This is a genomic window from Klebsiella sp. P1927, assembly GCF_018204675.1.
GTDB lineage: Bacteria > Pseudomonadota > Gammaproteobacteria > Enterobacterales > Enterobacteriaceae > Klebsiella > Klebsiella pneumoniae.
The window spans coordinates 100,518-126,910 of sequence record NZ_CP073379.1 but is presented as its reverse complement, the minus strand read 5'-3'; the positions used below and the strand labels follow the sequence as shown (position 1 = coordinate 126,910).

The window sequence follows — 26,393 nt, the reverse complement described above, 5'->3', positions numbered from 1 at the left end:
TAGTTAAGTTGGTGATATAAATTTAAACCGACAGATATGACGCAATTTGTTCTTCATCAGCACCAGAACGCGCCTGTTGATGAACAATATTGCCTTTCTCAATAACAACAATTTTATCTGACACATCGAGTACAAAGCTTAAAACCTGCTCGGAAACTAATATGGTCAACCCTTCTGCATCACGAATCTTACGTAATATTTTTGCCATTTCTTTAATAATTGACGGTTGAATTCCCTCCGTTGGTTCATCCAGCAAAAGTAATTTGGGTTTACCGGCGAGAGCTCTGGCCATAACGAGCTGCTGCTGCTGACCACCGGAAAGATTTCCCGCCATCCGTTTGCGCATTTCTTTCAGCACAGGGAAATAGTCATACAGGTATTCAGGAACCTGTAACGAACGGGATTGGCGAATCCCCGTTTTTATATTTTCTTCAACCGTCATGGTTGAAAATACCATTCGCCCCTGCGGGACAAAGCCAATGCCATGCTGAACACGCTGGTAACTAAGCAAGCCGGTAATATTTGTACCGGCAAACTCTAACTCACCGGCACAGGACGGTATCATACCAATCAGTGATTTCATCAGCGTGGTTTTACCCATACCATTGCGCCCTACCAGAGCGACGATTTCACCCTCTGCTAACGTCAGATTCAGTCCACTGATGACCTGGCTCTGACCATATGCGACAGCATAATCAGAAATTTTCAGCATCCGTGTCTCCTTAATGACCAAGATAAACGTCAATAACCCGAGGGTCGTTTTTGACTTTATTGATGCTACCTTCCGACAATACTTTTCCCTGGTGCATGACGGTGACATGATCGGCAATGTCTTCGACGAACTGCATGTCGTGTTCAATCACCAGTACAGAACGTCCCCCGGCAATTTTGCGCAGGAGCTGCGCGGTTTTTTGGCGTTCGGCGACAGACATGCCTGCCACGGGTTCGTCCAGCATCATGAGCTTAGGATCTTGTATTAGTAGCATCCCTATTTCTAACCACTGCTTTTGCCCATGGCTGAGAAGGTCAGCCTGCGTATGTAGGTAATCGGCAAGGAAAATTTCGCCAGCAACCTGTTCGACCGCAGCGATTATTTCTGGCGTGCGACGAAAGAACATGGCGCCCAACGCGGTTCTGGCTTTGGGATAAGATAACTCGAGATTTTCAAATACCGTTAAGTTCTCATAGATTGATGGATTCTGGAATTTACGCCCAACCCCTTCATGAACAATTTTATTTTCCCGAAGTTTACTCAGTTCCTTATTGCGAAATTTGATGCTGCCGCTGGTTAGCTTTGTTTTCCCGCAAATGAGATCAAGCACTGTTGTCTTACCCGCGCCATTTGGGCCAATAATAACGTAAATCTGCCCCTCATCGATGTACATTGAAAAATCATCGACGGCTTTGAAGCCATTAAATGAAACGGTTAATCCCTCTACCGCTAAAATTATTTCTTTTATCGGATTTTTCATTTCAGCACTCCGGTGTTTACTCTGGGTTTGGTCATACTCTTTTTGCGCAGCAGCGACATCACGATCGGGTGAATATATTGCTGATAAAGCCCTGCCAGTCCTTTCGGGAAAATCAGCACGACGGCAATAAAGAGCAGGCCCATGGCAATCGTCCAGAGTTCAGGAAAAGACTCGGAAATACTGCTCTTGGCGGCATTGACGATAAGGGCGCCATATACTGCCCCCAGCAAAGAACCTCGCCCGCCCACGGCACAGAAAACGACCATTTCAATTGAAGCAACAGTGCCAATAAACCCTGGCGACATGAACCCTACTTGCAGAGTGAACATCGCGCCACCGATCGCCGAAAACAGAGCGCTAATGCAGAAAACCACCGTTTTGATATTCGCGACATCATAACCAGAGAAACGAACGCGGTCTTCCTTATCGCGAATGGCAACCATCAGTCGGCCGAGCTTGCTATTCACAATAAAATAGCCCGCGCTCACAACCAGCATCAGTAAAACAGCATTAATAAAGTAGAGGATATAGCGTGCAGAATCAGTACGGATATCCCAACCTAAAAGCGTGCGTAAATCCGTGATGCCGTTAATTCCCCCGGTGTAACCCTGTTGTCCGATAATAAGAATCGTCAGGATCGCGGAGATAGCCTGGGTGATAATAGCGAAGTACACCCCGCCAACGCGGCGTTTAAACATTGCGCTGCCGAGAATCCATGCGCAAATAGTGGGCACGATTAAAATAGCCAGAATTGTCAGACTAAAAGAATGGAATGGCTGCCAGAACGAGGGCAAAGCGGTTAGCTGATTCCAGTCCATAAAATCCGGGATGCCCGGGGTGGTTTGCATTTTTGTTTCCGCTGGCGAGGAAGCTTCCAGCTTGAGAAACATGGCCATACAATAACCGCCGAGGCCAAAAAAGATGCCCTGCCCCAGGCTCAGAATACCGCTGTAGCCCCAACAAAGTACCAGCCCGACGGCAACAAATGCATAAGTCAGGTATTTACCGATCAGGTTTAAACGGAAAAGATCCAGGGTTAGCGGCATGACGATAAAAATAAGGCCTATCACCAGGGCAATACCCAGTAGCGGATAATTTTGCATGCGTTTCATCATAAACTCCTAGCGGCGGACCCGGTTGGCGAAAAGACCTTGCGGACGCAATAGCAGAATGCCGACCACGATCAGTAGCGTAATCACCTTCGCCATTGAACCGCTCAGGAAAAACTCCAGCGTGGATTGCGATTGTGAAATGGCAAATGCGGAGGCGAGCGTGCCGAGCAAACTTTGCGCGCCGCCAAACACCACCACCAGGAAGGTGTCAACGATATACTGCTGGCCAGCCGTTGGACCTGTTGAGCCGATCATGGTAAAGGCGCTTCCGGCGATCCCGGCGATGCCGCACCCAAGTGCGAAGGTTCGACTATCGACCTGAGCCGTATTAATACCCACCGCGCTGGCCATCTGGCGGTTAAGTACCACCGCGCGGACTTTTATTCCCCAGGCGGAGAAATAAATCAGCCAGGCCGTAAAAGCGGTAATAACTACGGTCAGCAGCAGAACAAATACCCCATTAACAGGAATATCAATATTGTCGGCAAACTGATACGACCCCATTAGCCATGAAGGTAAGTCAACGCCGACTTCGCGGGGACCAAATAGCGAACGATAGCACTGCTGTAGAATCAGGCTCAGACCCCATGTCGCCAGCAGCGTGTCGAGGGGGCGTTTATACAGATGCCGTATCAGGATTTTCTCAACGAGCGTACCCAGCAAGGCGGTACACAGGAAAGCAAGGGCAATGGCAACAAAGAAGTAGATGCCGAAGATTGAAGGCAGATAAGCGCTGAAAAACTTACCGGTCAACCATGTGACATAAGCACCCAGGATCATGAACTCGCCATGAGCCATATTAATCACGCCCATCTGGCCAAAAATAATAGCGAGTCCAAGCGACATCAGAACAAACACGGCGAACAGGCTGAGCCCCGAAAACCCCTGCATGACAAAAATGGAAGCCAAATCGGCGAAGTTATAATCGCTGAACATGGAAGTATCCTCGGTGAAGTCAAAGCCCCCCCACGCTATATGGGGGGAAGCGTCGGTTAGTCTTTCGGGAATGGGTTCGGTTCGATAAGTTCTGGCGTCTGATAAATCACGTCGTACTGCCCATCCGCACGAGCGCGACCGATAACCGTTTTGGACCACAGATGATGGTTATCATGGATGCGTACATACCCTTCCGGCGCATCTTTGAACTCAATACCGGGCGAGGCCTTACGAATTTTGTCCACGTCGAACGAGCCAGCTTTCTCAACCGCCGCTTTCCATAACCATGGGCCAAGATAGGCCGCCTGAGTGACATCGCCGATAACCATGTCATTACCCCAGCGCTTTTTAAATGCGGCGACAAAGCTTTTATTTTCCGGATTATCCATACTCTGGAAATACTTCATCGAGGCATAGGCGCCGACGATATTTTCGCCGCCAATACCGCGGATCTCATCTTCCGTGACGGAGATGGTCAGCAGCAGCGGTTTCTCCTGCGTCATATCGATCCCCGCCGCCTTCAATTGCTTATAGAAGGCCACATTCGAACCGCCGACAACAATGGCATAGATAACATCAGGCTTTTTGAGTTTTATTTTGTTAATAACCGAATTGAACTGCGTATTACCGAGTGGGTAATAATCTTCGCCAACGACTTTCAGCCCCAGCTTTTCAATATGGTGACGGGCGATTTTGTTTGCAGTACGCGGCCAAATATAATCAGAGCCAAGCAGGTAGAAGGTTTTTGCATGTTTATTTTTAACTACCCAATCAATGCCGGAGATTATCTGTTGAGTAGCTTCCTGTCCGGTATAAATAACGTTTGGCGATTGCTCAAGCCCTTCGTAAAAGGTTGGGTAATAGAGCATGCCGTTATATTGCTCAAGTACCGGCAGCATGGCTTTGCGGGAAGCCGAAGGGCACTGTTGCAAATAGTCGGTGGTGATAAACTTATCATCCCCTTTTGCTGATGGAGCTGCACATGAACCCATTCAAAGGCCGGCATTTTCAGCGTGACATCATTCTGTGGGCCGTACGCTGGTACTGCAAATACGGCATCAGTTACCGTGAGCTGCAGGAGATGCTGGCTGAACGCGGAGTGAATGTCGATCACTCCACGATTTACCGCTGGGTTCAGCGTTATGCGCCTGAAATGGAAAAACGGCTGCGCTGGTACTGGCGTAACCCTTCCGATCTTTGCCCGTGGCACATGGATGAAACCTACGTGAAGGTCAATGGCCGCTGGGCGTATCTGTACCGGGCCGTCGACAGCCGGGGCCGCACTGTCGATTTTTATCTCTCCTCCCGTCGTAACAGCAAAGCTGCATACCGGTTTCTGGGTAAAATCCTCAACAACGTGAAGAAGTGGCAGATCCCACGATTCATCAACACGGATAAAGGGCACTGTTGCAAATAGTCGGTGGTGATAAACTTATCATCCCCTTTTGCTGATGGAGCTGCACATGAACCCATTCAAAGGCCGGCATTTTCAGCGTGACATCATTCTGTGGGCCGTACGCTGGTACTGCAAATACGGCATCAGTTACCGTGAGCTGCAGGAGATGCTGGCTGAACGCGGAGTGAATGTCGATCACTCCACGATTTACCGCTGGGTTCAGCGTTATGCGCCTGAAATGGAAAAACGGCTGCGCTGGTACTGGCGTAACCCTTCCGATCTTTGCCCGTGGCACATGGATGAAACCTACGTGAAGGTCAATGGCCGCTGGGCGTATCTGTACCGGGCCGTCGACAGCCGGGGCCGCACTGTCGATTTTTATCTCTCCTCCCGTCGTAACAGCAAAGCTGCATACCGGTTTCTGGGTAAAATCCTCAACAACGTGAAGAAGTGGCAGATCCCGCGATTCATCAACACGGATAAAGCGCCCGCCTATGGTCGCGCGCTTGCTCTGCTCAAACGCGAAGGCCGGTGCCCGTCTGACGTTGAACACCGACAGATTAAGTACCGGAACAACGTGATTGAATGCGATCATGGCAAACTGAAACGGATAATCGGCGCCACGCTGGGATTTAAATCCATGAAGACGGCTTACGCTACCATCAAAGGTATTGAGGTGATGCGTGCACTACGCAAAGGCCAGGCCTCAGCATTTTATTATGGTGATCCCCTGGGCGAAATGCGCCTGGTAAGCAGAGTTTTTGAAATGTAAGGCCTTTGAATAAGACAAAAGGCTGCCTCATCGCTAACTTTGCAACAGTGCCCAGTAAAGTAAAGATGATTAATTCCGATCTGACTGACTTTGTCACTGGACATTATTTCCGAATGTGCTCTTTCGTCCAGGTTGAAAAACACGATTTGCACGGAGCGAGTGCAATTAACACGGCAGAGGCTGGCACAGGCGCACCAGATGTGGTTTATCCACAGAAGCGGGGGGATAAGGACGTGGGTAATGGACAGAATCACTGTTCTGTCCAGTGAAAAGAGTGGAGCTGAATCTGCTGTTGATCTGCATGTCAGTCAGGTCATTTTCTGCAATGCGTTTCCCACTCGCGGATGGCAAACGTGTCCATCATGCCAGAGATGTAGTCGACAATTGCCCGTTCTTTATCTTTTTGATAAAGAGGATTTATTTCATTGTTAATTTTTTCTTCCGGAAGCGTCCGATACAGTTGGGGTGATATAAATTCTATGTTATTGTCAGAATTATAGAAATTAAATAAATCTGTGATAATCATGTTCCCTTTGTGCTCATAGCTTTTAATGTCTCTTTTGCGCATGATGACTTTAAATACGATATCTTTAAGACCGGAAGACAGATTTTCTTTAGTGCCAAACCCAAGTTGCCTGAAGCTATTTTCACCCTGAGTGACAGTAATATCATTAACAAGCACATTAACAATATTGGATGTCAATTCTTTTCTGAATATAATGGCGAACTCTTCGGATGAATTTAGTCTGAATGCTTTCGAAGCTGTGGCTTTTGATTTTTCAATGATTTCATTTAATGAACCAATTGAATCTTTGTAATCGGATCTTCCAAACTCATAAACGATATCCTCAATGCTGACCATACTACGGCTTAGTGCATCTTCAAGGTCATGCGCGGCATATGCAATTTCGTCTGACAGATCCATTATCTGCGCATCAATAGTTTTTTCACCTGGCTGCAAATCTAATTCATATTTATTTACTAAGTCTGTGAAGTATTTGTAGTCATTATCATAAAGAAATTTTTTGTTGCCATTTTCATTTTTAAAGGGATATTTAACCACAGAGAGAATGGCGCGGTGGGTGAGGTTGAGGCCGGGGCAATATGGATGCTTTATCTCAAGACTTCTGAGTATTCTGAGTGCCTGCGCATTGCCCTCGTAGCCGCCGAAGTCCTTAGCAATCTTGTTAAGTTGTTTTTCGCCGGAGTGGCCGAACGGAGGGTTGCCAATATCGTGCGCAAGCGCAGCCAGTTCGGCTACAACGTGATGTTCAAGTTCAAGTTCGGATGCGATGCTTCGGGCAATCTGGGCGACTTCCAGGCTATGAGTCAGTCTGTTACGGTTAAATTTTTGAGGATCGACTTCAAACAGCTGCATCTTTCCCTGTAACCGCCGGAACGAAGAAGAGTAAAGAATGCGCGCATAGTCTCGCTCAAATTCGTTTCTTTGCCTTGTATCTGCACTCGACGGAGAATGCTCTCTGCCAGAAGAAAGCTTGCTGATCAGCATTTCTTCCTTTTCTTTTGCAAAGACTTTAACATCATTATCGTTAATCATTTATGTCTCTCAGAAAGTTTGGTGAATGTAACTACCTATCTTACTGATTTTTAGAAGCTTGAAAAGATTTAGACTAGATTTTACTGATTTAAAACTTAACAGGAGTTTATATGCTTGGTGCATCCTTCCAGCAATTCACAACAGAGGCATTACTGGCAAGCGCTTCGCTACGTGGAGGATTAACGGCTCTAAATAAGTGCAAGTATCACGATAAAGGAAGCTTTTATAACGCTTTCTTCCAACTATCAACGGGGCTGGAGCGATTCTTTAAAATTATATATGTAGTGCAGTTTATGATTGAAAATGAATTTCATAAACCATCATATAAGCAACTGAGGGAGAAAGGTCATGATATATTGGCCTTACATGAGACGGCCGTGGCTATTGCTGAAAATTATAATAATAGAAACAACAATGAATGGAAACTCAACGATGAGCAGGAATTAATTCTGACAATGCTATCAGAGTTTGGTAAGGAAACCAGATACTACAACCTTAACACGATTGTTGAAGATAAAAAAAAGATAAATAATCCGCTTGAACAGTGGAACGAGATACTCAATGCCTGCTACTGGAAACACATATCAGCAAACAAGAGGGAAAAACTTCAAACTGAAATTATTGAATGGGCTGATAAAAATAGGCTTTATGGATACACCTATGATTTTGGACTAGACGGACATATTATGACTCATATTGATCAGCGTATGCTAAACTGGAAAATTATAAAAGTTTCACCCTGCATTGCGTCTGAAATAATATGTATGTTGCAGCCGTACTATTTTTTATTGGTATCTCTCAGGGATGCTGTGGAACTCAGAGAGATTCAAAATGGTATCAATGAACCGCAAGTTCCATACTTTCACGAAATATTCCCGTACTTCCTTCTAGACGCCTCCAGAGCAAAAAAGCGTAGAAACTGGATGGATTAATTAAAACTGGACAAAATAATCTGAACGTCCAAAGAGCGCGCAGTTTCATGCCAAAAAATAAACAGCTGAACGTCTGCTCCTGGCACGCAGCGGACACGTTAACTGGGCTAAAAGTCCGCTGTGAGAGAATAGCAGTCATGGTTTCGAAGATGGTGCTGGCTTTTATTTAGTGTCAGTGTCCTTACGTTACAAGAATGAATGCAACATATGGGATAAACGCCGTGGTTGTGTCAATGCTTACAGAAGCCCACATGCGAATGTGGGCTTCTGGTATTACTGTTCTTCGCCTTCCTTACCGTAGTAAAGTTTACCGAGTTTGATGAGCGGCCTGCCCTGCGATTTACGGTGCATATTGGTATCACGCAGTGAATAGACACAGCCACAATACTCCTGCTGGTAAAACTGCTCGCGTTTGCTGATCTCAATCATGCGCGATGACCCGACCTGCTTACGCCAGTTGTAATCCCAGTATGCCATTCCCGGATAATGCGCAGCAGCGCGTTGTCCGCAGTCGTTAATCTGCTGCATATTCTTCCAGCGGGAAATCCCGAGTGAGCTGCTGATCACGCTGAACCCATGTTCCGCGGCATACAGCGCGGTGCGTTCAAAGCGCATATCAAAGCACATGGTACACCGAACACCGCGCTCAGGCTCCCACTCCATCCCTTTCGCACGCTCGAACCAGTTGTCGGTGTCGTAATCCGCATCAACAAAAGGCACGCCGTGTTTTTCGGCAAAACGGATATTCTCCTCCTTACGGATGAGGTACTCCTTTTGCGGATGAATATTAGGATTATAAAAGAAAATTGTGTAATCAATGCCCGAGGCCTGAATCGCCTCCATGACTTCCCCCGAACAGGGCGCACAGCACGAGTGCAGCAGTAGCTTGTCTGCGCCGTTCGGCAGCGTCAGTTGCGGGCGTTTAAAATCAGCGTTCTTCATAAATGGATGCTTTGGCAATAGTGAAACTTTTAGGAATTTTAGCATTCACATCGGCGATAACGAAATTAAGAAGTCGCTGTTGTCGTTGAACAAAGGTTTGCTGAGAAGCATCTGAAACGGTCGTCAAAATCTGACCGCGATTTGAGAGCTGGTCAGAACAATTAAACTTCCGCTTTTGGCACAAAGCAGACATTAAAGACTACAGCATCGGATGCCGCGTTAGCGGCATGGAGGCGCCAGATGAAGCTGCATGTATCTGTGGAGTCAAATGGCGCCGAAAGCCCGGCGTAGCCGGTTACCTGGCTATAAATTCTGCCACCCTCCCCCCTTCCCTTAAGGTCAGCCGGAAGGGCAAGGATGGATGTTATAGGCAACTCCGGGATGAGGGAAATCTGATTTTTGAATTCAACAGATAATGAGGGCGACCACAGCATCCCACTTATTGTCTTTATTTCTGCACACGACTATTTCAGCTTCTGGCGCGCGCTGGAAATTGAGTCAGATGACGCGATGTCTCCCTTACGTGTTATCGAAACCCTGACGACCCAAACTTTCAGCCCACCACTTTTTGCCGCCCTTTGCAGTCCTAACCTTATACGGGGTATACTGGCTGCACAGCGTCTCGCCACGTACAAAAAGCTTGTCTGTCCAATGGAACTAATACTGGATGTTGGACGAGAGGGAGATTTGACGGTATCTCCTCGCTGGCTGACGCTTCAGCCCGAGGCTCCGCTGTCACTACAAATCGCGGAAATCGCCCTTTTTTGTGGTTTTGACCTGCCCCCAGTATTAGATACAACCTTCAGTTAGTAATGTCGGTTGATTTTTCTTCATGCTTCCCGTTTCGCCAGCCTGCTGCAAATTCAGATGGCGTCTGGTAATTCAGCGATGAATGAGGTCGACACTCGTTATAATCCTGCCGCCAGTCATTAATGATTTTCCGGGCATGAAGAACATCGCTGAACCAGTGCTCATTCAGGCATTCATCCCGAAAGCGACCGTTGAAACTCTCAATAAATCCGTTCTGAGTTGGCTTGCCCGGCTGGATTAAGCGCAACTCAACACTATGTTCAAAGGCCCATTGATCCAGCGCGCGGCAGGTAAATTCCGGGCCCTGATCGGTTCTTATCGTCTCAGGATATCCACGAAACAGCGCAATGCTGTCCAGAATACGCGCGACCTGAATACCTGAAATCCCGAAAGCGGCGGTGATCGTCAGACACTCCTTCGTGAAATCATCCACACAGGTCAGGCACTTAATCCGGCGGCCGCTGGCAAGAGCATCCATGACAAAATCCATCGACCATGTCAGGTTCGGCGCATCCGGGCGAAGAAGCGGAAGCCGTTCAGTCGCCAGACCCTTACGGCGGCGCCTGCGTTTTACACCCAGACCGTTAAGGTGATAGATGCGGTAAACGCACTTGTGGTTGACGTGAAGGCCCTCCCGGCGCAATAACTGCCAGATGCGCCGGTAACCAAACCGGCGGCGTTCAAGTGCCAGCTCTGTGATGCGTAGAGACAGTTGTGCGTCAGCAGCCGGACGCTGAGCCGAATAACGGCAGGTTGAAAGTGACAGACCAGCCAGCCTGCAGGCACGGCGTTGCGACAGACCCGTTGTCTCACACATGACTTCCACGGCTTCCCGCTTCTGGTCTGTCGTCAAAACTTTCGGCCCAGGGCCACCTGAAGCGCCTCCTTATCCAGCATGGCTTCAGCGAGTAGCTTCTTGAGACGAGCGTTCTCCTCTTCAAGTGACTTGAGCCGCTTCACTTCGGGGACTTCCATGCCACCGAACTTCTTACGCCAGGTGTAGAAGGTGGCGTCTGAAATGGCATGCTTGCGGCAGAGTTCCCGGGCCGAAACCCCGGCTTCAGCCTCGCGGAGAATACTGATGATCTGTTCGTCGGAAAATCGCTTCTTCATGGGGATGTCCTCATGTGGCTTATGAAGACATTACTAACATCGCGGTGTATTAATCAACGGGGAGCAGGTCAGTTTGCCAGACTCGCAACCCGCGAGCCTGTCCGCGCACATCGTGTGGTACTGTCAGACAGTCTTCCCGAATCCGATGCCCGACGCTATGAGAAATTCTTCGGTACCAGCATCATAAAAGGAAGCGTACCTTCCATTACTTTCACCGCCGGGGATGCATAAAGGCCATTTCTTACCGTCAGTGAAGGTATGTGGCAGGTATTCGAGCCTGATCTCCGACTGAGACTAAGTAAACTTGAAGCAACCTCCGCAACAGCAGAACGGCTAGGGGCCATCCTGCTGGAGCTGCTACCGGGAATTACGGCCACGATAAAGAATGCGGCAAGAGGGCGATCCCCTGCAAGCTGGTAAGCCCCCAGTACAGAACCGTAGTCAGGTCCAATCCTCATAGCCGCTGTCATGGATCCAGACGATACCACCGGGGCAATCATCTTCGTAGAACCATAGATGCTCACCTCTAGTTTCCCACTCTCCTTCTGTTTTCGGGAAAGCCGCATCATAACGGCTGATTAGTTCATCAACACTACCCTGCAAAAATTCACCATGCTTACCTAGCCTGATCTTGCCTGTTTCTAAAAGCATACGTAGCAGATGAAGGAAAAATTCTTTTCTCTGATTAAAATTGAAATCTTTTTCACTGAATCTTTCTGGAGGTGTCACGTACCATACTGTACTGATAGAACACCCTTCTAAATTTTCTTTATATTCAAGTAATTCTTTGCATGTCGCTTTCATAAATATCACCTAAACTTAATCTCGATAGGTTTTTTTGACTTACCTTGCAGGTTACTAACTTGTTCATTATTGATGATATCTATCGTCCATCTAGCTTTCGTTTTATCCTTGCTGCTCGAAAACTCCCTAAGGTTGATGATCATTCCGTCTTGCTTAGCAACATAGATTATTGTCCCTAAGGGGCTGCGGATGTTTTCCTGGACTGTTATGTTGTGATCCCAAGATGCTGCCAGTACTTCACCGGACTCATTGCACCTACTATTCGCATGAGTGAGTCCGGTTTCACTGCCTCAAAGACTTGTGCACTTCGCTATACTGGCTTAAAAGGCACGCCCCAAAGCACTGCCTTCTTCTATTAAAAATATCATTTATTACAAGTCAAAAAATTCATTTATACTTTCAGTTTCATTTTTGATAGTTACGGACGAATTGACATATAAATGCTGATAAATCTCACGAACTTGTTTTATGAAAGCATCAAGCGCAATATCAAATAAATCCATCCTATTAATTAAAAGAATTAAGCTGATTTGACTTATACCATCTTTGGTTACTGTAAATATTTCCTCTGGGAGGGATCTGGAATTTTCATGTGAAAATAAAATATTAGTTACAATATTGTACAAATCATAATACATTTCATTTTCGAAAAAAGCTATCCAGCTCATGAAAGTCGTTGAGTAATTAAGTGCCTGGACACTATAATTTCCGTTATTTATTACAACTTGAGCAGTAGAATCCACAAAAAACTCCCTAAACAAATCCTTGTAATCAACTATTTCCATATCATTCCACTTATGGATCTTATAATGTTCACACAAAGGTATTACAAGATTTTTTTTACAGTCTATCTCATCTGTTTCTTGTAGGAATGAGATTGTATTATGATATCTATAATTGTTTTGTTTTATGTCTTCCATTATGAGATTATAAAACTTGGGTTTTTTATCAGAGGATATATTTCTTATGAATTCAGCGGCATGATATTCCTGAATTGACTTATGAATAAAAATATATTTATTGTAGCCCTCTCTCTGTATAAGGCACGTAACATCAACAAAGTCGACAGCTAAATTTTCGGGGCCACAATTGTCATGTTTACCTTTCAACTGCATTGATGCTTTAGTGAATTCAATTAAAGTTTGCTCAGTAAAATCGTAACTATTTTTGAAAATTGAATAAAAGCATAGAGCGCAGAAGCAATCGTAAGCGTCATTGTGACTCAATGACGATGATTTTTCGCGGTCGAAATTCTTTACCTTATCATGTCTTAAATATAAAGTCATGAATAGGTTTGAATAAAACTCAACAGTGTTGTTTGGTATTATATCCATATAAGGATAGCAAACGTGAAACAAGGTAACCAATATTGGTGATGTCATCACCGATACTAAGTTTTTATTATTTCGTATTGTTTCCTTTATTTTTGGGAGTTGCTCTATATCTATACTGTCATTATTTGAGTTTAACTTCTCAATGATAGAAAGAATATCGTCTTCAACAAGCAACTGGACTTTAAAATTAACAATTGATGGCTCGCTGCATATTGCGGTCCCAGGTCTCGTTGTGGTTATTATTTGTAAGTTGTACGTTAAATTCAGTCTGACAATTTCGTGGAGAATTGTGTTTTTTCTTTCAGAATTAATTTCGTCAAAGCCATCTAACATCAGTATAATTTTGTTACTTGCAAGAAGTTCTTCAACTTCAATATCCGATGGTTTTAAACTTAAGTTTACTAGTATATTTTGAAGTGATTTACGTATACCTTCATCACTAACTTTACGAAGTTCTATAAAAAATGGAATTTTGTTCCCATTAAATATTTGTTCAACAAATATTTTTCGTAAAATTGTACTCTTACCTTGACCAGCTATTCCAATAATATTAGTTATTTTTTCATTCTCTATGTAAAATCCATCTTTCACTAATTGTGAAGAAGAGTTAGGTATAACACCTCGAATTCTTAAAGGATGATACATATCCTTCAGCTGTACATCATATTCTGAACTGTGAATAGTTCTTAAACTAACTACCCGTGAAACATGTTTTTCAAGATAGTTAATATATGCTCTACTATTTAACTCTCTTACTAATCTGCGAGCGTTCAGATTTGTTCTGTCCCAGAGTGCAAACACTCTGTTGAACAATTGAGTTGTGGCAACTGTAATACCAGCTTTCGTTAACTCTTGAATTATGTCCATAAATTCACCATTTTTTATTTATTATCCTAAAAAAAAACAGTCATTTCAATGGTATGTTTTCATAAACTCTTCTTGTGATTTTAACCAAAAGCTAAGAACCGTTTACCACTGGCAGAGCTGGTGGGATGATCGGGCGATAACCCTGCGTATCCGGGAAATAGCGGAAACCCGGATCCGCTAAGGTTGCCCGCGTATTCATATTCAGCTGCGGCGGGAAGGCTGACCTGTTAACCACAAGAAAACACACCGGATTTACTGTCTGGAAGGCCTCAACCTGCGCAAAAAAGCGCCCCTGCGGGCATGTCAGTGCAGCACATCGTCAGCAACGTCCGGTCCTGACCGGTGTCGATCAGTGCTGGAGTATGGATTTCGTGTCGGATAATCTGTTTAATGGACGACGTTTCCGGGCGCTGACTGTAGTGGATAATTTTAGTCGGGAGTGTGTGGCAATCCATGTTGGAAAATCGCTGAAAGGCGAGGATGTGGTCAGCATAGTGGAAGCATTACGGGTGCTGGATAAACGCCTGCCGGTACGTATCCAGACGGATAACGGCAGCGAGTTCATCTCGAAAAGCCTGGATAAATGAGCGTATGAGCAAGGTGTCACGATGGACTTCTCCCGTCCCGGGAAACTGACCGATAACCCGTTTATTGAGTCATTTAACGGCAGCCTGCGGGACGAATGTCTGAACATTCACTGGTTCCTGTCACTGGAAGATGCGCATGACAAACTCGACAACTGGCGCAGGGAATATAATCATGAGAGAACGCATTCATCATTAAATGACATGACTCCGGCTGAATTCATCCGAACTCTCCGGAAAGACGAAGATCTCTGATTTAGCACTGCACTGAATTTAGGCCAGGGTCAGAAGCCGGTTATTCCTGATTATGACTGGAGTATATTCGGGGCTAGGGTCATAACAAAGTTATTTCTGATTCGCTTTTCGTTCCATTTGGGAGATAGGTGTGAGCAGTTATAATTAGCTCACCTTTCGAACCTGATTTGACAATAACAAGGACCGCGAAGTTTGCCCCAACTTTTTTATCCTGAACAATTTGAAGCATGGATCTGTCGTCCTTACTGCTGGGGTACGGTTCAAAAGACGGGTGGGAGTGCCATTCACCGATATAGTTAAATATCTGATAATTATGGCCTGTTTCGTTAAAAAATTTACTGAACCCACTGATTGCTTCATCAAGCCGTCTGACAAAGTAGGCAAATGCACCACAACGATGTACTGTCATTTCACGTACTATAAATTCATTAGGTCCAATATGTTCCCCCATTAAAACCCCACCAATTTCGCGGCGCCCGGCTTTAGATAGAGCGTCCATTATAACTGCCTGTTGTTCAGCCGGAAGTATCAGGTTCAGCACGTTCCTCTCCTTCATAAATTTGCAGTATCGCTTGTAGGGCAGCTAAACGATCCTCCTCACTGACGCTTGTGTCATCGGTATCCCATCCAGCTCCAGACACATGGACTGGATGCGTGTCAAAAGGTTGCTCAAAAATCCACTCACAACGCATGCCGAGTAAATATAGAGAGTAAGGGAATACGCTGGGATCTCTTGATAATGCTGTATCAATAGCAAGCCTGGTTAGTGCTGTAGCGATAAATCCAACATCACTGTCATATGCGGTCAGAGGCTGTTCTTCACTGCCATCGTAATTTTGGGCGCTATCAAAAGGCGCTTTAGGAAGAGTTGAAAGATGACTATAAAATGCGTCGCGAACGGCCAAAGGGTTTGGGTCATAACCCGGGCGGGAACGAGCAATCATTCCCCCGTACCCTCCTGCAAAGATTTCCCCCCAACACAGCGGTATCTTATAGCGTTTCGCAAGAGCGGATAACTGAAGAAAAACCTCGGGGTTTGCTGTTGCGTCAATAAGCAGATCGCATTTTGAAAGGTCATTAAGGATAGAAGCCATAAATACCGAGGATTCTTGTCCCGCCAGACGAATAATACTTTCATCTACTTCAATACCCGCAGAAATCAGTGAAAGTGCACTTTTTACGCCCTCAACTTTATGTTTGCCAACATGATTCCAGTACAGCTCGTGACGCACTATATTGCTGGTAGCTAGGTAATCATCATCAACTAACAAAAATCGCTTTATTCCTGACCGGGCAAGCGATGTTGCGATTTTACTACCCATTGAGCCTAGGCCAATTATTCCGATTCTGATCTTCGTCAGCCGTTGTGATTCCTTTGATAACCTAAGCTCTGTGGATGAAGGCCAAATAATACTGAATTCGTGTATGGTGGGTTCATCACCAGGGTTAAGGTAAAAAGTTCTCAATGACAAGCCATCTCGACCTAGTAACACTATCGTTCTGGCCTTGTACTTATTATCTTCCTGAACCAGAATGTCTACTGTATCAAAGCCCTCATTTGTTATCGCCTGAATTAAATCTTCTGCAGATTTAATTTTCAATTTCAAGTCAAATCCTTCACTTTTGAACACCCATCCTTCTCCGGATAGTGAAAGTAAGTAAGTGAGTGATCCAAGACTTTGTGGAACGTCTTCGACGTTTTTTAAATTATTATCTACATCGGAAATCTGAGTGATGAATGTTACAGCCTTGTCAGAACTGAACAGGGTAGCTGTTTTTAAACTGGCGCTGGATAGAGGGGGGAGATTATTCCAAGCTTCCATGATATCGGTGGTTAGTATTAAGCGCCGGATCGAACCCCGCAAAATCTGGCCTTCTGTTAAACGATGTGCTGAAGGGACTGAATTTGGTAGTTCGGGATGCTGCTCTGTATTCAGTAACTCAAATGCACTGAGTACCATATCCGCCCCGGTTATGTCAGGCTGCCAGTTATCAGCTCGCCATTGCAGACACAGTGACCCCCCTTCACCATATTGGTGGTTTGACCACCTTTCGGAACGGTCTCTGGGACGAATATAGGGTGGAGAATCTGGAAACGAATCAGGATAAGTCATCTTCCCTTCATAAATACGACCATGAATAGTCATATTTATTTCCACTGACAACTTACCATCACTTTGAAAGCGCAGAGCCATATTTAGCCATTCATGCTCACTCTCAAGGCGTTTGAGCTCCTTCTGCTCATGCAAAAAGCGCGCAGGATTCTCCAGTAACCAACTCATCATGCAAACCCCGCTGATTTATTAGGTGTGACGGGGTGAGCGGGGAAGGATAGATATGCCGATGCGCTGACAGCTGGGCGCATGAGAGATTTGGACATGTTGGTGTCCTGAGCGATTTCTGTACTGAAATAATCAGTGTTGAAAACATTATCCCAGGCAAGCGCGGCTTTTTCACGAGTGCAATTATACTCTTCAAGCACTTCAAGTGCATTTAGCGCCTCAGTTAGGCATTCTTGAAAGAAAATAACGGCCTCATCATTTTCTTCTGCAAGATTCTTATCTGCAAACACTGGATGCTCTATGCGCTGGCTATATGTCAGCCGAGATTTGATGACCTTCCACGTTTCACGTAAAGCATCATCATCTCGGCCAGCCTGACAAACAAAATGATCTACAACTAATTTCGAAATACAAATACCGCTTGTGGTTTTCTTTTTCCATGAGGTACGGGAGCGAGCCATTTTCTTGGTCAGCTTTGTAACACGGCGAAGTTGGCTGGTATCAGCCTGACCAGTTTTAAGCTCTGAAGCAACAGCATTGTTATACCACCGTGTAACCTTACGGGCATCAGATTTAGTCCACTCATCGCCACTGGCGAGCTCATATTCAGTTGTTTCGTTACCCCAAAAGTCCTTTGTGATAAATGAACGGTATACTGGGATATCGATGTGATAACCATCAGGGTAGAGTTGGCGGACGCAATTTGTCTTGACAACGGCATCATAGGCCAGCCTGTCGTCTTTCAACGCTTTTCGAACTAGCTTTCGTGCATCCTGCGCACCAAGATAATTACCGTCTCCATCTTTAAGGTCTTCTTTGTTGAAATAAATTCCGTCATCGATGTCGTAATCACATAAATCGTCCTGCACCATGGTGCGCATTGCATAAGAACCTTGAGAGCTAAAGTCTTTTGGCAATGGATGGGATAAGCGAATCAGGCCATTTTCGAGCCGTTTTCTTCCATTATCACGACGGTCACGCATTTCAGACTGGTCGGTATTTGACAGAGTTACTTTTTCTGAATGATACCCTTTCATTTCTTTATTGCAGTTAATTAACGTCATGCTGATCTCCCAGAGATTTAGATTTAATCGACAGGGCGGTTCGAAATTCTTTCATGTGATTATTCGATTCGGCCAGAGCCCATGCGTGATCAACGTCGGACACTGCCTGCCGGGCTAATGCATTTAGTACTCTTGGGCGTGCGTCATCCATATTTTCGAGGTATTTGTGTAGCTCCCCAGAGGGGCACTGAGCTGGCATTCTGTATGCAAAACTGCCATTGCCTCTCAACTCGGCAATTTTCCGAGCCATATAATCGCAAGCAACCGCCTGGGCATTCATACTCGCAGTGATTGCTTTGAGGCCGGCAGACCATCCCAAAGCACCACGGTGCAGCATACTGCTACTGGCAAGTTCCTCACCTCCCTGGACAGGAAGAGTGCCCAGCATGAATAAATGCACAGGGCGTTCAGTCTCGCCCCTGCACTGGAGAATTTCATGGGCTTCTATCATACCTACAGCACCTGGATTATTAGCCCAGAGCCCACCGTCAATGTAATCGACGATTGCTCCGCCAGAGCCTGGCTCCTCAAGGCGTGCAATTGATCGGAGGATAGGTGCAGCACTAGTTGCCATACATACATCAACCAGTAGTCGATCATTGTCTCGTCCATTTAGGCGAGCCATATGCGGTGTTTTAAATACAGTTGAGGAGTGACGATTTAAATCTAAAGTAGTGATGGCTAAACCGATCCCGCGGCGTTCATAAACTTTGCCGATAGTTTCTTCACCAAAGGTATCTTTAAGAACTTTGCGTAAGGCAAAGTCACCTGAAGCTAGTCCTGAGCATAACCCGCGAACGTATTTACCTACAAAAGGAAGGGCACGAAGTCGCTGCCGTGGGAAAATATCTTTACCGTAAGTCTGGTAAAGCTCAAGAACCTTCTCAAGATGAATACCAGAGGCTAATGCGCAGGCAACGATCCCTCCTGTACTGGTACCTACCAGTAGATCGAAGGCAGAACCTGGGTCAGACTGTTTAAAACCTGTCTGACTTAGCCTTTGAGAAAAAGTCTGTAAGTACGTGGCCTGATAAACACCACGCATTCCACCACCGTCTAAGCACAAAACACGAAATGGGTTCATTTGCACTATATATGCCAAAGTAGAAATGGGTTAATTACTATATATAGTGATTTCAACCTTTTTTCAAGTCATGCTGGATATAATCACATACTGTGACCTGCACCCCGTTAGTTAACACTAAGTGCTGTGGGCTACTTCCGTTCTTGGCACAAAGCAGACGTTAAAGTCTACAGCATGGGAAACTTCCGGATGCCGCGTCAGCGGCATGGAGGCGCCAGCTGAAGTTGAATGGAGTACCGCGGGTAAATGGCGCCGTTACCCGGCGCAGCCGGCTGCTGTTTTGACAGGTTCTGCCAATCCCTTCCCCCGCCCTGATAAGCCATACCCGCTTAAAACATCACAGACGCCTCTGTACGCGGTCGGAGTGGTCCCGACAAGGCGACAGCCGCAGTCGGGGCGTATCTCCGCGTTAGCGGGCCGGAGGGCCGCTTACGAGCGTGTACCAGACAACCGACCGCAGCTCCACCCACAGCGATGAAGAAGAATAGTTACAACACCCATCATTAAAAGCGACACTACTCCCGGCCTTCGGCCGGGGGCGGCGGCGCTTTTCAGTGGTGGGGAGGGGCACCTGGCCGGCAAACCGGCGCCGGTTTTATGATGGATTTCCTTTTGAATGCTGTAACTAATGCGCTTCTCCGGCCGGGGCCCGTCGCGAAGCGATGGGAGCTACTTTTATCTGAGCGACGCGGACGCTTGCGGCCGCTGTAAGCGAAGGCCTCACTGAGTTATTCACAGAGCCGGCAAAGACAAAAGATCTCCCTGCTGCTTGCAATGCAGGGGATTAAAAAAGGGGGGGTAAGACTATTTTGCAGGTTTGCTGTTACCCTTTTGCTAAATTCCCTGTTTATTCATTTGCGGGTTTTTGTGGATAAGTGAAAACCTGGTGCGAACGTCACAGGGTATACGTGCTAAAACCAGCGATGGTCCGACGGCCGGAACGTCAGATGGATAAAAACCAGGCAATTTCATGAATCCGGACAAACGCCAAAAGCCCCGGGCAGGGGCATAGAAAAAATAGCTAAATGATATCCGTCAGGACGGCGGAGCCAGGGCCAGCTCCAGCTGATACAGGTTCTGAATGGCCAGCTGCTGCAGCCGCTCCGTTGTACACCAGTAAGCCTCGTCTGCCGGCATTGTCTTCAGGATATGAAGCGACATTTCGTGAATCTGGCGCTCACGAGAATATCTGGCCAGGCGGTTAGCTCGTTTACGTTCGGCGCCACGCTGCCGACGGAACTTCAGTGCATCGAGAGTTTTTTGACGGTACCAGCGCTCACGTGCTGCACGCGGGGAGATCTCCTCATCTTCACGCAGAATCCCCTCCTCGATAAGACGACGATGCTCTTCGCTTTGCCGGAGCTTTTTTTGTTGTTCCGCATCAAGTTTTTCCAGATCCACTCCCAGCATCTGAAACCCTAACGCGGTGATATAGACGTATTTAGGAAGCCAGGTACGGGATTCCCTGTCCCAGCTATTTTCTTCAGATACAGCCAGGACACCAAAACGGACCTGTTCGTCAATCAACCGGGACAGACGTGAGACTGTTACCTCTGTTTCCGGAATAACTTTTCCATGACTGTCTTTCTGGCTGAGTTCTTTTGCCAGACGAGAAATACACATACCGACCGTCAGCTTGCCGGCATCACAGAAACTGATCAGCACTGGCCAGATAGCATCCAGCAGACGTTGCTTTTCCGGCCGGAAGCCATACCGGCGGCCAGCCCGACGGCGTTCCCTGACGTACAGCGGATGAAGCGATACGTGCATACGCAGTCGCACCTCACCAGTGGTGCGATCTTTTTGAACAAGACGGTTATAGGCGTGCCCCAGCTGGCCACCCAGTTTTTTGTAATGCTCCGGTCGAAACCAGGTCGGGTTTTCACATTTGGGTTTTGTGGAGTGCTCGCCGCGCCGGCGACGGGTAGATTTCTTCTCCGGGGAAACCAGAAAAGATGCCACATGGCCGTCCTCTACCCCCTGCCAGAAACGGATCTGTTCTTCCGTATCCAGCTGACTCCAGTGTTGCGGATTGTGCGCATTACTCATCTGCACTCTCCCTGCCGCTGTTTTTGGCGGCCAGACACTTCAGTCTGGCTTCGCTCAGTTTCAGCGAGAAAGGCCAGGGAGTGTAGTCCAGGGGAACCGTGAAAACAGGTGCAGGATTGTTTACCTGAACATACTTGCGTGAGCTTTGTTGGTTATGATCAGTCACCGCTTCCTGCGCTTATGTTGCGCGGAAGGAGTGAGCACAGAAGGTCTTGAACTTTTCTGAGCATAAATCTATACTCCCTGCATAGAGCAACACGTTCTATGCAGTTTATGAGGGCCCCGTTAATCTTTTCTGTCCGCCAAGATTGAAGAAGATTATCGGGGTTTTTACTTTCTGGTTCCGGGTAAACATCCACAAAACCAGCTCCCTGCCACCTTATGGTGTGGCCAGCCAAGAATTCTAAACGTTCAGTAATCTAGCACTCATAGCAGGCATGATCAAGAATGTGACGTCGTTACGTCGATTCCTAGTTTCGCAGATTCCCTTTCAATCAGCCTCTCAATCATTGCTGCCTGAGTAATTCCTTCATTCTCACACATGATTTGAAGCTGGTTTTTAAGCTTGTCCCGCACAAATACTCTCACCTCTTTGTGCGTCGCTTTTTTTCGGGCAACAGCTTTCTGCTGACGTTCTGCCGCAGAAACAGGGTTGCCCTTCCTATAGGGACGTTTAGATGAGGAAGTAACTCCTTTAACGACCTGTGACATCTCTGCCTCCTCAAGCATATAACTGAATACTTGAACAAAGATACTACACGTCGCTGGATGCAGCGAGAGTTACGTTATTTTTTGTTATATAACCTGCCCTTGTTGGCGCAATGAGCAGGCTATTGAGCGAGGAGGTTAATACGAGGAACTCCAGTCTTTTCCCATCTCCCAACGAGTTTGCCAGTGCTGCAGATAGCGTTGAGCAACGACTGGTTCATCCCACACGACTAGCACATTCTCTGAATTGAACCGATCAGCGGCTCGAGTGTAGTTAAAAGACCCCACTTCAACATTACGGCCGTCAGCAATAATGACTTTATCGTGCATGATTTTGTACTGCGACACTGTGCGAACCGGGATACCGGCATTGACCAGAAGATTCATGGCCGCCAGACTCGCCTTGTTTTGCTTGCCTGTATTGGCTTTCCAGTCCAGAACCACTTTCACATCGAGACCACGCTGTTTTGCCCTGACAAGCGCGCCGGCGACTTCGGGTGAGGTGAAGGAATAGCCCATCAGCCGGATTTCCTGCTGTGCAGAATTAATAGTCTTCAGGACCAGCTGCAGAGCCGTTCCTTCCGGCGAATACCCCGTCTCGATGCTGGCGGCATACACGGCCGGAACTGGTGCAAACAAAGACAGGCTGATAAGCCCGGACAGACAACATCTGCGGAGCGTACGGTTCATTTTTTTCACAGTATTTCCTTAACGGGTGTTTAAGAAACGCCGGGAGCGGGGAAACTGGCTTTTCCCCGTTCCCGGGGTTGGACAACGACGCGATGCGGAGGCGTCAGGATTTTGTGGTATGACGAAACCTGTAGCAGACGGGTCCGTCGCCGGTATCGTGGACAGATCCCAGAAACCAGCCATCATCATCCGGTGGCTCCGGTATCCAGCCACGGGCATCCGGGGCTTCATCCGTAAATCCGGCAGCGAAAGCTTCAGGCGCTTCATCGCGCATTGTCATCACAAAGCACTGGAGTTTATGGGTTCTGAGCCAGTAACTTAATTCTGCGGAAGTTTCACAGCCACTTCGTACCAGCGCAGGATGTGTCCAGTACCCCTGTTCATCACGTTTCACTTCGGCGGCGATAATCATTTTTCTTTCTCCTTGTGTTCGCTATGCTTTGTCGTTGATTTCATAACGGTTATGGATTTTTCTTCAGCACCGGCTTCCCGGTATTTCAGAAACTCTCCGACCCTTCTTACCAGCCTCTCTGAATCCCGATCGCGTAGTAGTGGAATACCGGCCTGCCTCAGAACCTCTTCCAGCAGAATATCGCGCCGGATACGGTGTTTTTTCAGGTGTGAGGCATCTTCCAGTTCAACTGCGCCGATGATAGCGAAGGTATGGATGTCAACGATGACCACATCGCAGTGCCACTGTGATGCCATCCGGAAGAGTTGCCACCAGGTCCGGGAACGTGGCCTGATATGGGGAGAGAGTGTGGCAATATCTGCCACCCGGACCTGAGGACACAACAGCCAGCGCTTTCGGCTGGTATGCCTCAGTAATGCCCTGAAAAAATGTTGTTCCCGTGGCGTCAACAGTGTGTCATTACCCACCCAGACCCGCTGGCGACACAACCGTTGCTCAGCCTCTGAGGGGCGAATACCCAGGGCTTTCAGTGACATCAGAACCGGGGAAGTCTGCGTTACTGCGCGTCCTTTCAGAAGCAGCACCAGAAACCCCAGCAGACTCAGCACAACAATAATGCTGCCTGCCATCATTAATATCTTTGCCATGTATTTTATTCCCTGATGTTCCTTTCTTTCCCGATGCGTTTTCCTGTCGTCTTCCTCATCTTTCTGTCCCTCTTCTGATTGGCTTTCTCATCCGGTCGATGTGACGGGTATAAAGGACAAGACCTGCCCAGAACAGCACAACAGACGATAAAAGCAGATAAAACCCACTCCCCCGGAAAACAGAAGGGAACAGGAGCATAAGAACCATCGCAAGCACGATGCCGCAGAAATAACAGAACAGCTGCTGCTGTGTGCGCAGAATAAAATATTTAAACATAGTAATATTCCTTTTTATTTGATGATTAACGCACGATATTAAAGCCCGTGCATTTCATAAATCGCACGTCGTGATGTAATGAAAATATTGAAATCAGTTAAATGCTGAAAGTGGATGGTTTAAATTGAAAACTGAGCACTTATAAGCGTCACATACCACCGTGACGAGGCAGTCCCGAAGCGGCCATTCACTGTACCGAACGGCTTGTCACTCTTCTCGTCTGCCATACCCGGTCAACACACACGCCTCAGCCACAAAGCCTTTCACCCTTTTACCTCTCTTTCGTTTGAATATGCTTTTCTGACTATGAGACAATAAGAAACACAAAAGACCTTTCCGGGCAGGAGTAATACCACTACTGACGCAGTCACATATAATAACCGCACCATACAGGGTTAATGTTATTTAAGAGGATGTGGGTTCTGTCAGATCGGGAATATCCCACACCTGACAGCCTATATTTATTCCGTTATAAATCTTTCCAGTCAGGTAATTTATTCACCTTTCGTCGCCACAGATGAAACAGTGCCATCGTCAGGCCAAATAACACACCCGAGATAAAATTTATTTTGCAAGCGAACAAGGGGGGCATCCCCTAGGTCCGCCACACCATCCAGTACATCCACAGCCCATATCCGACGGAGAAAGAGCTTGTCATCACGCAAAAAACCTGCCAGAACGGAGCAAACGGCGGCGGGGGAATGTTTATCCCCAGCCGCCACATCAGTCGTATCAGAGGCGGTGCATAATTGCTTTTCCACATCTTACGGCTGGCCATTATCGCCAGCGCCTTTTGTTTCCGCGCTTCAAAATCCATATCCTCACCTCGATTGTATTTACTCAGCAGACTGGCTCCGCATACGCTCAGTTCGCAGGAGTTCTTTCATCATGCGCTCACTGGCGTACTGCGCTTCCTCTGCAGTGACGGTCGCAACGGCATTCCCCTGCAGATCATAGCGGGAGGCCCCCACCTTCATCCGGGACAGATAGCCCGCAGACCGGGTCAGACTCTTCAGGCACTTAATGACCTGTTTATGCGACAGCGGCAGGTCGCGGTTCACAATGTCGGCAAACAGCTGCTCGCGCATTCCCGTCGCCAGCAGACGGGGTGAGTTTCCGTCGAACAGCTGTGGCCAGAATGCCTTCAGGGTCATGATGGCCTGTTCCGGCGGCAGCAGGCGAAGATAACGCACCGGAGGTGGCGTCTTTACCGCTTTATCCGGCGCCGGCGCAGCGTTGCGCGCGTCGGCTTCGGCCGCTTGTTTAGCCTTCTCAAGTTTCGCTTTCTTTGCCTTCCAGGCCGGCGGGGACGAGACCACCACGACCTTCTTTCGGCGCACCACACCAGGAGCAGGGGTTGCCTCTGCGGGGGCCGTGCTGTTCTCCGCCGGTTTTCGTTTCAGGCTCAGTACAGGGCGTTTTTCTTCTGCCATAACAATTGCCTATCGTTCAGTTAATAAAAGCTACTATACCTGAACGACATCGCCCTTTCCTGCTCCTGCGTTCACATTGAGACGACAATACCCAGTACCGCCAGGTGCACGGCATAGAACATCACGAAGAACTGCCGCGGCCAGAAGCGTTTCACACGTTCTCCGGCAGATGAGCACACCATCAGCGTCAGCAGCGCAATCGCCAGCCCGGCCACTGATTCACTCACGTCATGCATATTCATCAGCAACACCATGAGGGCCCACAACACCCCGTATCCCAGCCGTTCCGGTGCATGCTGTGCGCGACAAAGCAGCCAGCTGGCGGTGAGCATGCCCACTCCTGCCATGCCGTAGCTGCCGGTTGACAGGGGTATCCAGGTGACCAGCAGTCCAGCCGCCAGGAGGGTGTAATACCAGGACGGCTGGCTGACCCACCGCAGGACCTGGCCCGTAACGGCAAAGGCAAACAGAATATTCCCGGTATACCACGGGTACCCGATGAGCATAAACGCCACCTGGGCGACCAGCGCCCAGCCCCACAGGTTGTTCAGTTGAGACTGGCGTATTTCCGCGTGCCGTGCCAGATTCATTCCCCATGCCAGACCGAACAGCGGAAAACAACCACGTCCCAGCAGGCGCATCACTTCATTGTTTCCGGCCAGCAGTAAGCCGGTGTGGTCAGTCACCATCAGTACCAGTGCGACCGTTTTAATCATATCCGTTTGTCCCGGTGTCCAGGTCAGCAGGCGCTGAAGCCAGCTGTCTGTCGCGCCTGGAAATGTGTGTTGTGCTCTCATGTTTTTTTTCCTTTTAGCGCTCCGGCAGACTGCCCGATTTTAATCGGGGAGGCTGCCGGAGCA

Annotated in this window: 24 protein-coding genes and 5 pseudogenes; 5 read left to right on the top strand and 24 right to left on the bottom strand. The window is 47.4% G+C overall.

The window, feature by feature from the left end; genetic code table 11:
• Positions 1 to 22 precede the first annotated feature (22 nt).
• The 5 genes and pseudogenes from urtE to KB892_RS29395 all read right to left on the bottom strand — a co-directional run.
• Positions 23 to 712, bottom strand: coding sequence for an urea ABC transporter ATP-binding subunit UrtE (gene urtE, locus KB892_RS29415; protein ID WP_004181996.1), 690 nt, complete (start codon positions 710 to 712; stop codon positions 23 to 25).
• Between the two features lie 10 nt (positions 713 to 722).
• On the bottom strand, positions 723 to 1,472 hold the full coding sequence (gene urtD, locus KB892_RS29410; RefSeq protein ID WP_004181995.1) for an urea ABC transporter ATP-binding protein UrtD: 750 nt from the start codon (positions 1,470 to 1,472) through the stop codon (positions 723 to 725).
• Positions 1,469 to 2,584 carry an urea ABC transporter permease subunit UrtC gene (urtC, locus tag KB892_RS29405; protein ID WP_004181994.1) on the bottom strand — a complete coding sequence of 372 codons (1,116 nt, stop codon included), beginning with the start codon at positions 2,582 to 2,584 and terminating at the stop codon, positions 1,469 to 1,471. Before urtC ends, urtD begins: the two co-directional genes overlap by 4 nt.
• A 9-nt stretch (positions 2,585 to 2,593) precedes the next feature.
• On the bottom strand, positions 2,594 to 3,520 hold the full coding sequence (urtB, locus tag KB892_RS29400) for an urea ABC transporter permease subunit UrtB (RefSeq protein WP_004181993.1): 927 nt from the start codon (positions 3,518 to 3,520) through the stop codon (positions 2,594 to 2,596).
• 56 nt (positions 3,521 to 3,576) lie between these two features.
• Positions 3,577 to 4,437: pseudogene (locus tag KB892_RS29395) on the bottom strand (transporter substrate-binding protein); the annotation flags it as partial.
• A gap of 65 nt (positions 4,438 to 4,502) precedes the next feature.
• On the opposite strand from KB892_RS29395, the pseudogene KB892_RS29390 reads away from it, so the two are divergent.
• Both KB892_RS29390 and KB892_RS29385 read left to right on the top strand, forming a co-directional pair.
• Positions 4,503 to 4,919 (top strand): annotated as a pseudogene (locus tag KB892_RS29390) (IS6-like element IS26 family transposase); the annotation flags it as partial.
• Between the two features lie 64 nt (positions 4,920 to 4,983).
• Entirely contained in the window at positions 4,984 to 5,688 is a 705-nt protein-coding gene (locus KB892_RS29385) for an IS6-like element IS26 family transposase (protein ID WP_001067855.1), read from the top strand.
• A 313-nt stretch (positions 5,689 to 6,001) separates the two neighbouring features.
• Here KB892_RS29385 and KB892_RS29380 read toward each other — a convergent pair whose 3' ends face one another.
• A complete protein-coding gene (locus tag KB892_RS29380) occupies positions 6,002 to 7,243 on the bottom strand; it encodes a deoxyguanosinetriphosphate triphosphohydrolase family protein (protein ID WP_032433962.1) in 1,242 nt (413 codons plus the stop codon).
• Positions 7,244 to 7,356: 113 nt separating this feature from the next.
• Here KB892_RS29380 and KB892_RS29375 point away from each other — a divergent pair, with 113 nt between their 5' ends.
• Positions 7,357 to 8,178, top strand: a complete 822-nt coding sequence (locus KB892_RS29375) for a hypothetical protein (protein WP_015632537.1) — start codon at positions 7,357 to 7,359, stop codon at positions 8,176 to 8,178.
• 273 nt (positions 8,179 to 8,451) lie between these two features.
• Here KB892_RS29375 and KB892_RS29370 read toward each other — a convergent pair whose 3' ends face one another.
• Positions 8,452 to 9,120, bottom strand: coding sequence for an epoxyqueuosine reductase QueH (locus KB892_RS29370; protein ID WP_032433951.1), 669 nt, complete (start codon positions 9,118 to 9,120; stop codon positions 8,452 to 8,454).
• 399 nt (positions 9,121 to 9,519) lie between these two features.
• On the opposite strand from KB892_RS29370, the gene KB892_RS29365 reads away from it, so the two are divergent.
• Positions 9,520 to 9,930, top strand: a complete 411-nt coding sequence (locus tag KB892_RS29365) for an AraC family transcriptional regulator ligand-binding domain-containing protein (protein ID WP_072025961.1) — start codon at positions 9,520 to 9,522, stop codon at positions 9,928 to 9,930.
• On the opposite strand, the gene KB892_RS29360 is transcribed toward KB892_RS29365, so the two are convergent.
• The 3 genes from KB892_RS29360 to KB892_RS29350 all read right to left on the bottom strand — a co-directional run bounded on the left by KB892_RS29360 (position 9,923) and on the right by KB892_RS29350 (position 14,048).
• Positions 9,923 to 11,043, bottom strand: a protein-coding gene (locus tag KB892_RS29360; protein ID WP_087530309.1) for an IS3 family transposase whose coding sequence is annotated in 2 segments (ribosomal slippage) — positions 9,923 to 10,785 and positions 10,785 to 11,043 — 1,122 coding nt in all. Because the reading frame shifts where the segments join, the coding sequence is not laid out codon by codon here. The two genes, KB892_RS29365 and KB892_RS29360, sit on opposite strands and share 8 nt — an antisense overlap.
• Positions 11,044 to 11,484: 441 nt before the next feature.
• A complete protein-coding gene (locus KB892_RS29355; RefSeq protein ID WP_015632534.1) occupies positions 11,485 to 11,847 on the bottom strand; it encodes a DUF596 domain-containing protein in 363 nt (120 codons plus the stop codon).
• Positions 11,848 to 12,218: 371 nt separating this feature from the next.
• Positions 12,219 to 14,048 carry an NACHT domain-containing protein gene (locus tag KB892_RS29350; protein WP_211778028.1) on the bottom strand — a complete coding sequence of 610 codons (1,830 nt, stop codon included), beginning with the start codon at positions 14,046 to 14,048 and terminating at the stop codon, positions 12,219 to 12,221.
• Between the two features lie 61 nt (positions 14,049 to 14,109).
• Here KB892_RS29350 and KB892_RS29345 point away from each other — a divergent pair.
• Positions 14,110 to 14,887 (top strand): annotated as a pseudogene (locus KB892_RS29345) (IS3 family transposase); the annotation flags it as partial.
• Between the two features lie 79 nt (positions 14,888 to 14,966).
• On the opposite strand, the gene KB892_RS29340 reads toward KB892_RS29345, so the two are convergent.
• The 14 genes and pseudogenes from KB892_RS29340 to traX form a co-directional block, all read right to left on the bottom strand.
• Complete coding sequence (locus KB892_RS29340; RefSeq protein WP_032433950.1) at positions 14,967 to 15,428, bottom strand: M67 family metallopeptidase; 462 nt, start codon at positions 15,426 to 15,428, stop codon at positions 14,967 to 14,969.
• A complete protein-coding gene (locus tag KB892_RS29335) occupies positions 15,403 to 17,172 on the bottom strand; it encodes a ThiF family adenylyltransferase (RefSeq protein WP_015632531.1) in 1,770 nt (589 codons plus the stop codon). The genes KB892_RS29340 and KB892_RS29335 overlap by 26 nt, the downstream gene beginning before the upstream one ends.
• A complete protein-coding gene (locus tag KB892_RS29330) occupies positions 17,169 to 18,233 on the bottom strand; it encodes a cyclic GMP-AMP synthase DncV-like nucleotidyltransferase (protein WP_015632530.1) in 1,065 nt (354 codons plus the stop codon). The genes KB892_RS29335 and KB892_RS29330 overlap by 4 nt, the downstream gene beginning before the upstream one ends.
• Complete coding sequence (locus KB892_RS29325) at positions 18,220 to 19,317, bottom strand: patatin-like phospholipase family protein (RefSeq protein WP_015632529.1); 1,098 nt, start codon at positions 19,315 to 19,317, stop codon at positions 18,220 to 18,222. Before KB892_RS29325 ends, KB892_RS29330 begins: the two co-directional genes overlap by 14 nt.
• Positions 19,318 to 20,352: 1,035 nt before the next feature.
• Entirely contained in the window at positions 20,353 to 21,366 is a 1,014-nt protein-coding gene (gene repA / locus KB892_RS29320) for a plasmid replication initiator RepA (protein ID WP_016831068.1), read from the bottom strand.
• 158 nt (positions 21,367 to 21,524) lie between these two features.
• A complete protein-coding gene (gene tap, locus KB892_RS31585) occupies positions 21,525 to 21,596 on the bottom strand; it encodes a RepA leader peptide Tap (RefSeq protein WP_071786674.1) in 72 nt (23 codons plus the stop codon).
• A 211-nt stretch (positions 21,597 to 21,807) separates the two neighbouring features.
• Entirely contained in the window at positions 21,808 to 22,077 is a 270-nt protein-coding gene (locus KB892_RS29310; protein WP_016831067.1) for a replication regulatory protein RepA, read from the bottom strand.
• A gap of 135 nt (positions 22,078 to 22,212) precedes the next feature.
• Positions 22,213 to 22,764 (bottom strand): phospholipase D family nuclease, encoded by a 552-nt coding sequence (locus tag KB892_RS29305; protein WP_029498342.1) that lies wholly within the window; start codon positions 22,762 to 22,764, stop codon positions 22,213 to 22,215.
• Between the two features lie 103 nt (positions 22,765 to 22,867).
• On the bottom strand, positions 22,868 to 23,176 hold the full coding sequence (locus KB892_RS29300; RefSeq protein WP_016831065.1) for a hypothetical protein: 309 nt from the start codon (positions 23,174 to 23,176) through the stop codon (positions 22,868 to 22,870).
• A complete protein-coding gene (locus tag KB892_RS29295; protein WP_029498344.1) occupies positions 23,173 to 23,823 on the bottom strand; it encodes a DUF2726 domain-containing protein in 651 nt (216 codons plus the stop codon). Before KB892_RS29295 ends, KB892_RS29300 begins: the two co-directional genes overlap by 4 nt.
• Positions 23,824 to 23,902: 79 nt before the next feature.
• Positions 23,903 to 24,100 (bottom strand): annotated as a pseudogene (locus KB892_RS29290) (hypothetical protein); the annotation flags it as partial.
• A 469-nt stretch (positions 24,101 to 24,569) separates the two neighbouring features.
• A pseudogene (locus KB892_RS29285) lies at positions 24,570 to 24,917 on the bottom strand (DUF6404 family protein).
• 19 nt (positions 24,918 to 24,936) lie between these two features.
• On the bottom strand, positions 24,937 to 25,533 hold the full coding sequence (locus tag KB892_RS29280) for a fertility inhibition protein FinO (RefSeq protein ID WP_016831061.1): 597 nt from the start codon (positions 25,531 to 25,533) through the stop codon (positions 24,937 to 24,939).
• Between the two features lie 71 nt (positions 25,534 to 25,604).
• Complete coding sequence (gene traX, locus KB892_RS29275; protein ID WP_016831060.1) at positions 25,605 to 26,330, bottom strand: type-F conjugative transfer system pilin acetylase TraX; 726 nt, start codon at positions 26,328 to 26,330, stop codon at positions 25,605 to 25,607.
• Positions 26,331 to 26,393 lie beyond the last annotated feature (63 nt).

Coding starts and splice junctions, on each gene's coding strand:
- urtE (WP_004181996.1), bottom strand. CDS start 712: ATGCTGAAAATTTCTGATTATGCTGTCGCATATGGTCAGAGCCAGGTC.
- urtD (WP_004181995.1), bottom strand. CDS start 1,472: ATGAAAAATCCGATAAAAGAAATAATTTTAGCGGTAGAGGGATTAACC.
- urtC (WP_004181994.1), bottom strand. CDS start 2,584: ATGAAACGCATGCAAAATTATCCGCTACTGGGTATTGCCCTGGTGATA.
- urtB (WP_004181993.1), bottom strand. CDS start 3,520: ATGTTCAGCGATTATAACTTCGCCGATTTGGCTTCCATTTTTGTCATG.
- KB892_RS29385 (WP_001067855.1), top strand. CDS start 4,984: ATGAACCCATTCAAAGGCCGGCATTTTCAGCGTGACATCATTCTGTGG.
- KB892_RS29375 (WP_015632537.1), top strand. CDS start 7,357: ATGCTTGGTGCATCCTTCCAGCAATTCACAACAGAGGCATTACTGGCA.
- KB892_RS29370 (WP_032433951.1), bottom strand. CDS start 9,120: ATGAAGAACGCTGATTTTAAACGCCCGCAACTGACGCTGCCGAACGGC.
- KB892_RS29355 (WP_015632534.1), bottom strand. CDS start 11,847: ATGAAAGCGACATGCAAAGAATTACTTGAATATAAAGAAAATTTAGAA.
- KB892_RS29350 (WP_211778028.1), bottom strand. CDS start 14,048: ATGGACATAATTCAAGAGTTAACGAAAGCTGGTATTACAGTTGCCACA.
- KB892_RS29335 (WP_015632531.1), bottom strand. CDS start 17,172: ATGATGAGTTGGTTACTGGAGAATCCTGCGCGCTTTTTGCATGAGCAG.
- KB892_RS29330 (WP_015632530.1), bottom strand. CDS start 18,233: ATGACGTTAATTAACTGCAATAAAGAAATGAAAGGGTATCATTCAGAA.
- KB892_RS29325 (WP_015632529.1), bottom strand. CDS start 19,317: ATGAACCCATTTCGTGTTTTGTGCTTAGACGGTGGTGGAATGCGTGGT.
- repA (WP_016831068.1), bottom strand. CDS start 21,366: ATGAGTAATGCGCACAATCCGCAACACTGGAGTCAGCTGGATACGGAA.
- KB892_RS29310 (WP_016831067.1), bottom strand. CDS start 22,077: ATGTCACAGGTCGTTAAAGGAGTTACTTCCTCATCTAAACGTCCCTAT.
- KB892_RS29305 (WP_029498342.1), bottom strand. CDS start 22,764: ATGAACCGTACGCTCCGCAGATGTTGTCTGTCCGGGCTTATCAGCCTG.
- KB892_RS29300 (WP_016831065.1), bottom strand. CDS start 23,176: ATGATTATCGCCGCCGAAGTGAAACGTGATGAACAGGGGTACTGGACA.
- KB892_RS29295 (WP_029498344.1), bottom strand. CDS start 23,823: ATGGCAAAGATATTAATGATGGCAGGCAGCATTATTGTTGTGCTGAGT.
- KB892_RS29280 (WP_016831061.1), bottom strand. CDS start 25,533: ATGGCAGAAGAAAAACGCCCTGTACTGAGCCTGAAACGAAAACCGGCG.
- traX (WP_016831060.1), bottom strand. CDS start 26,330: ATGAGAGCACAACACACATTTCCAGGCGCGACAGACAGCTGGCTTCAG.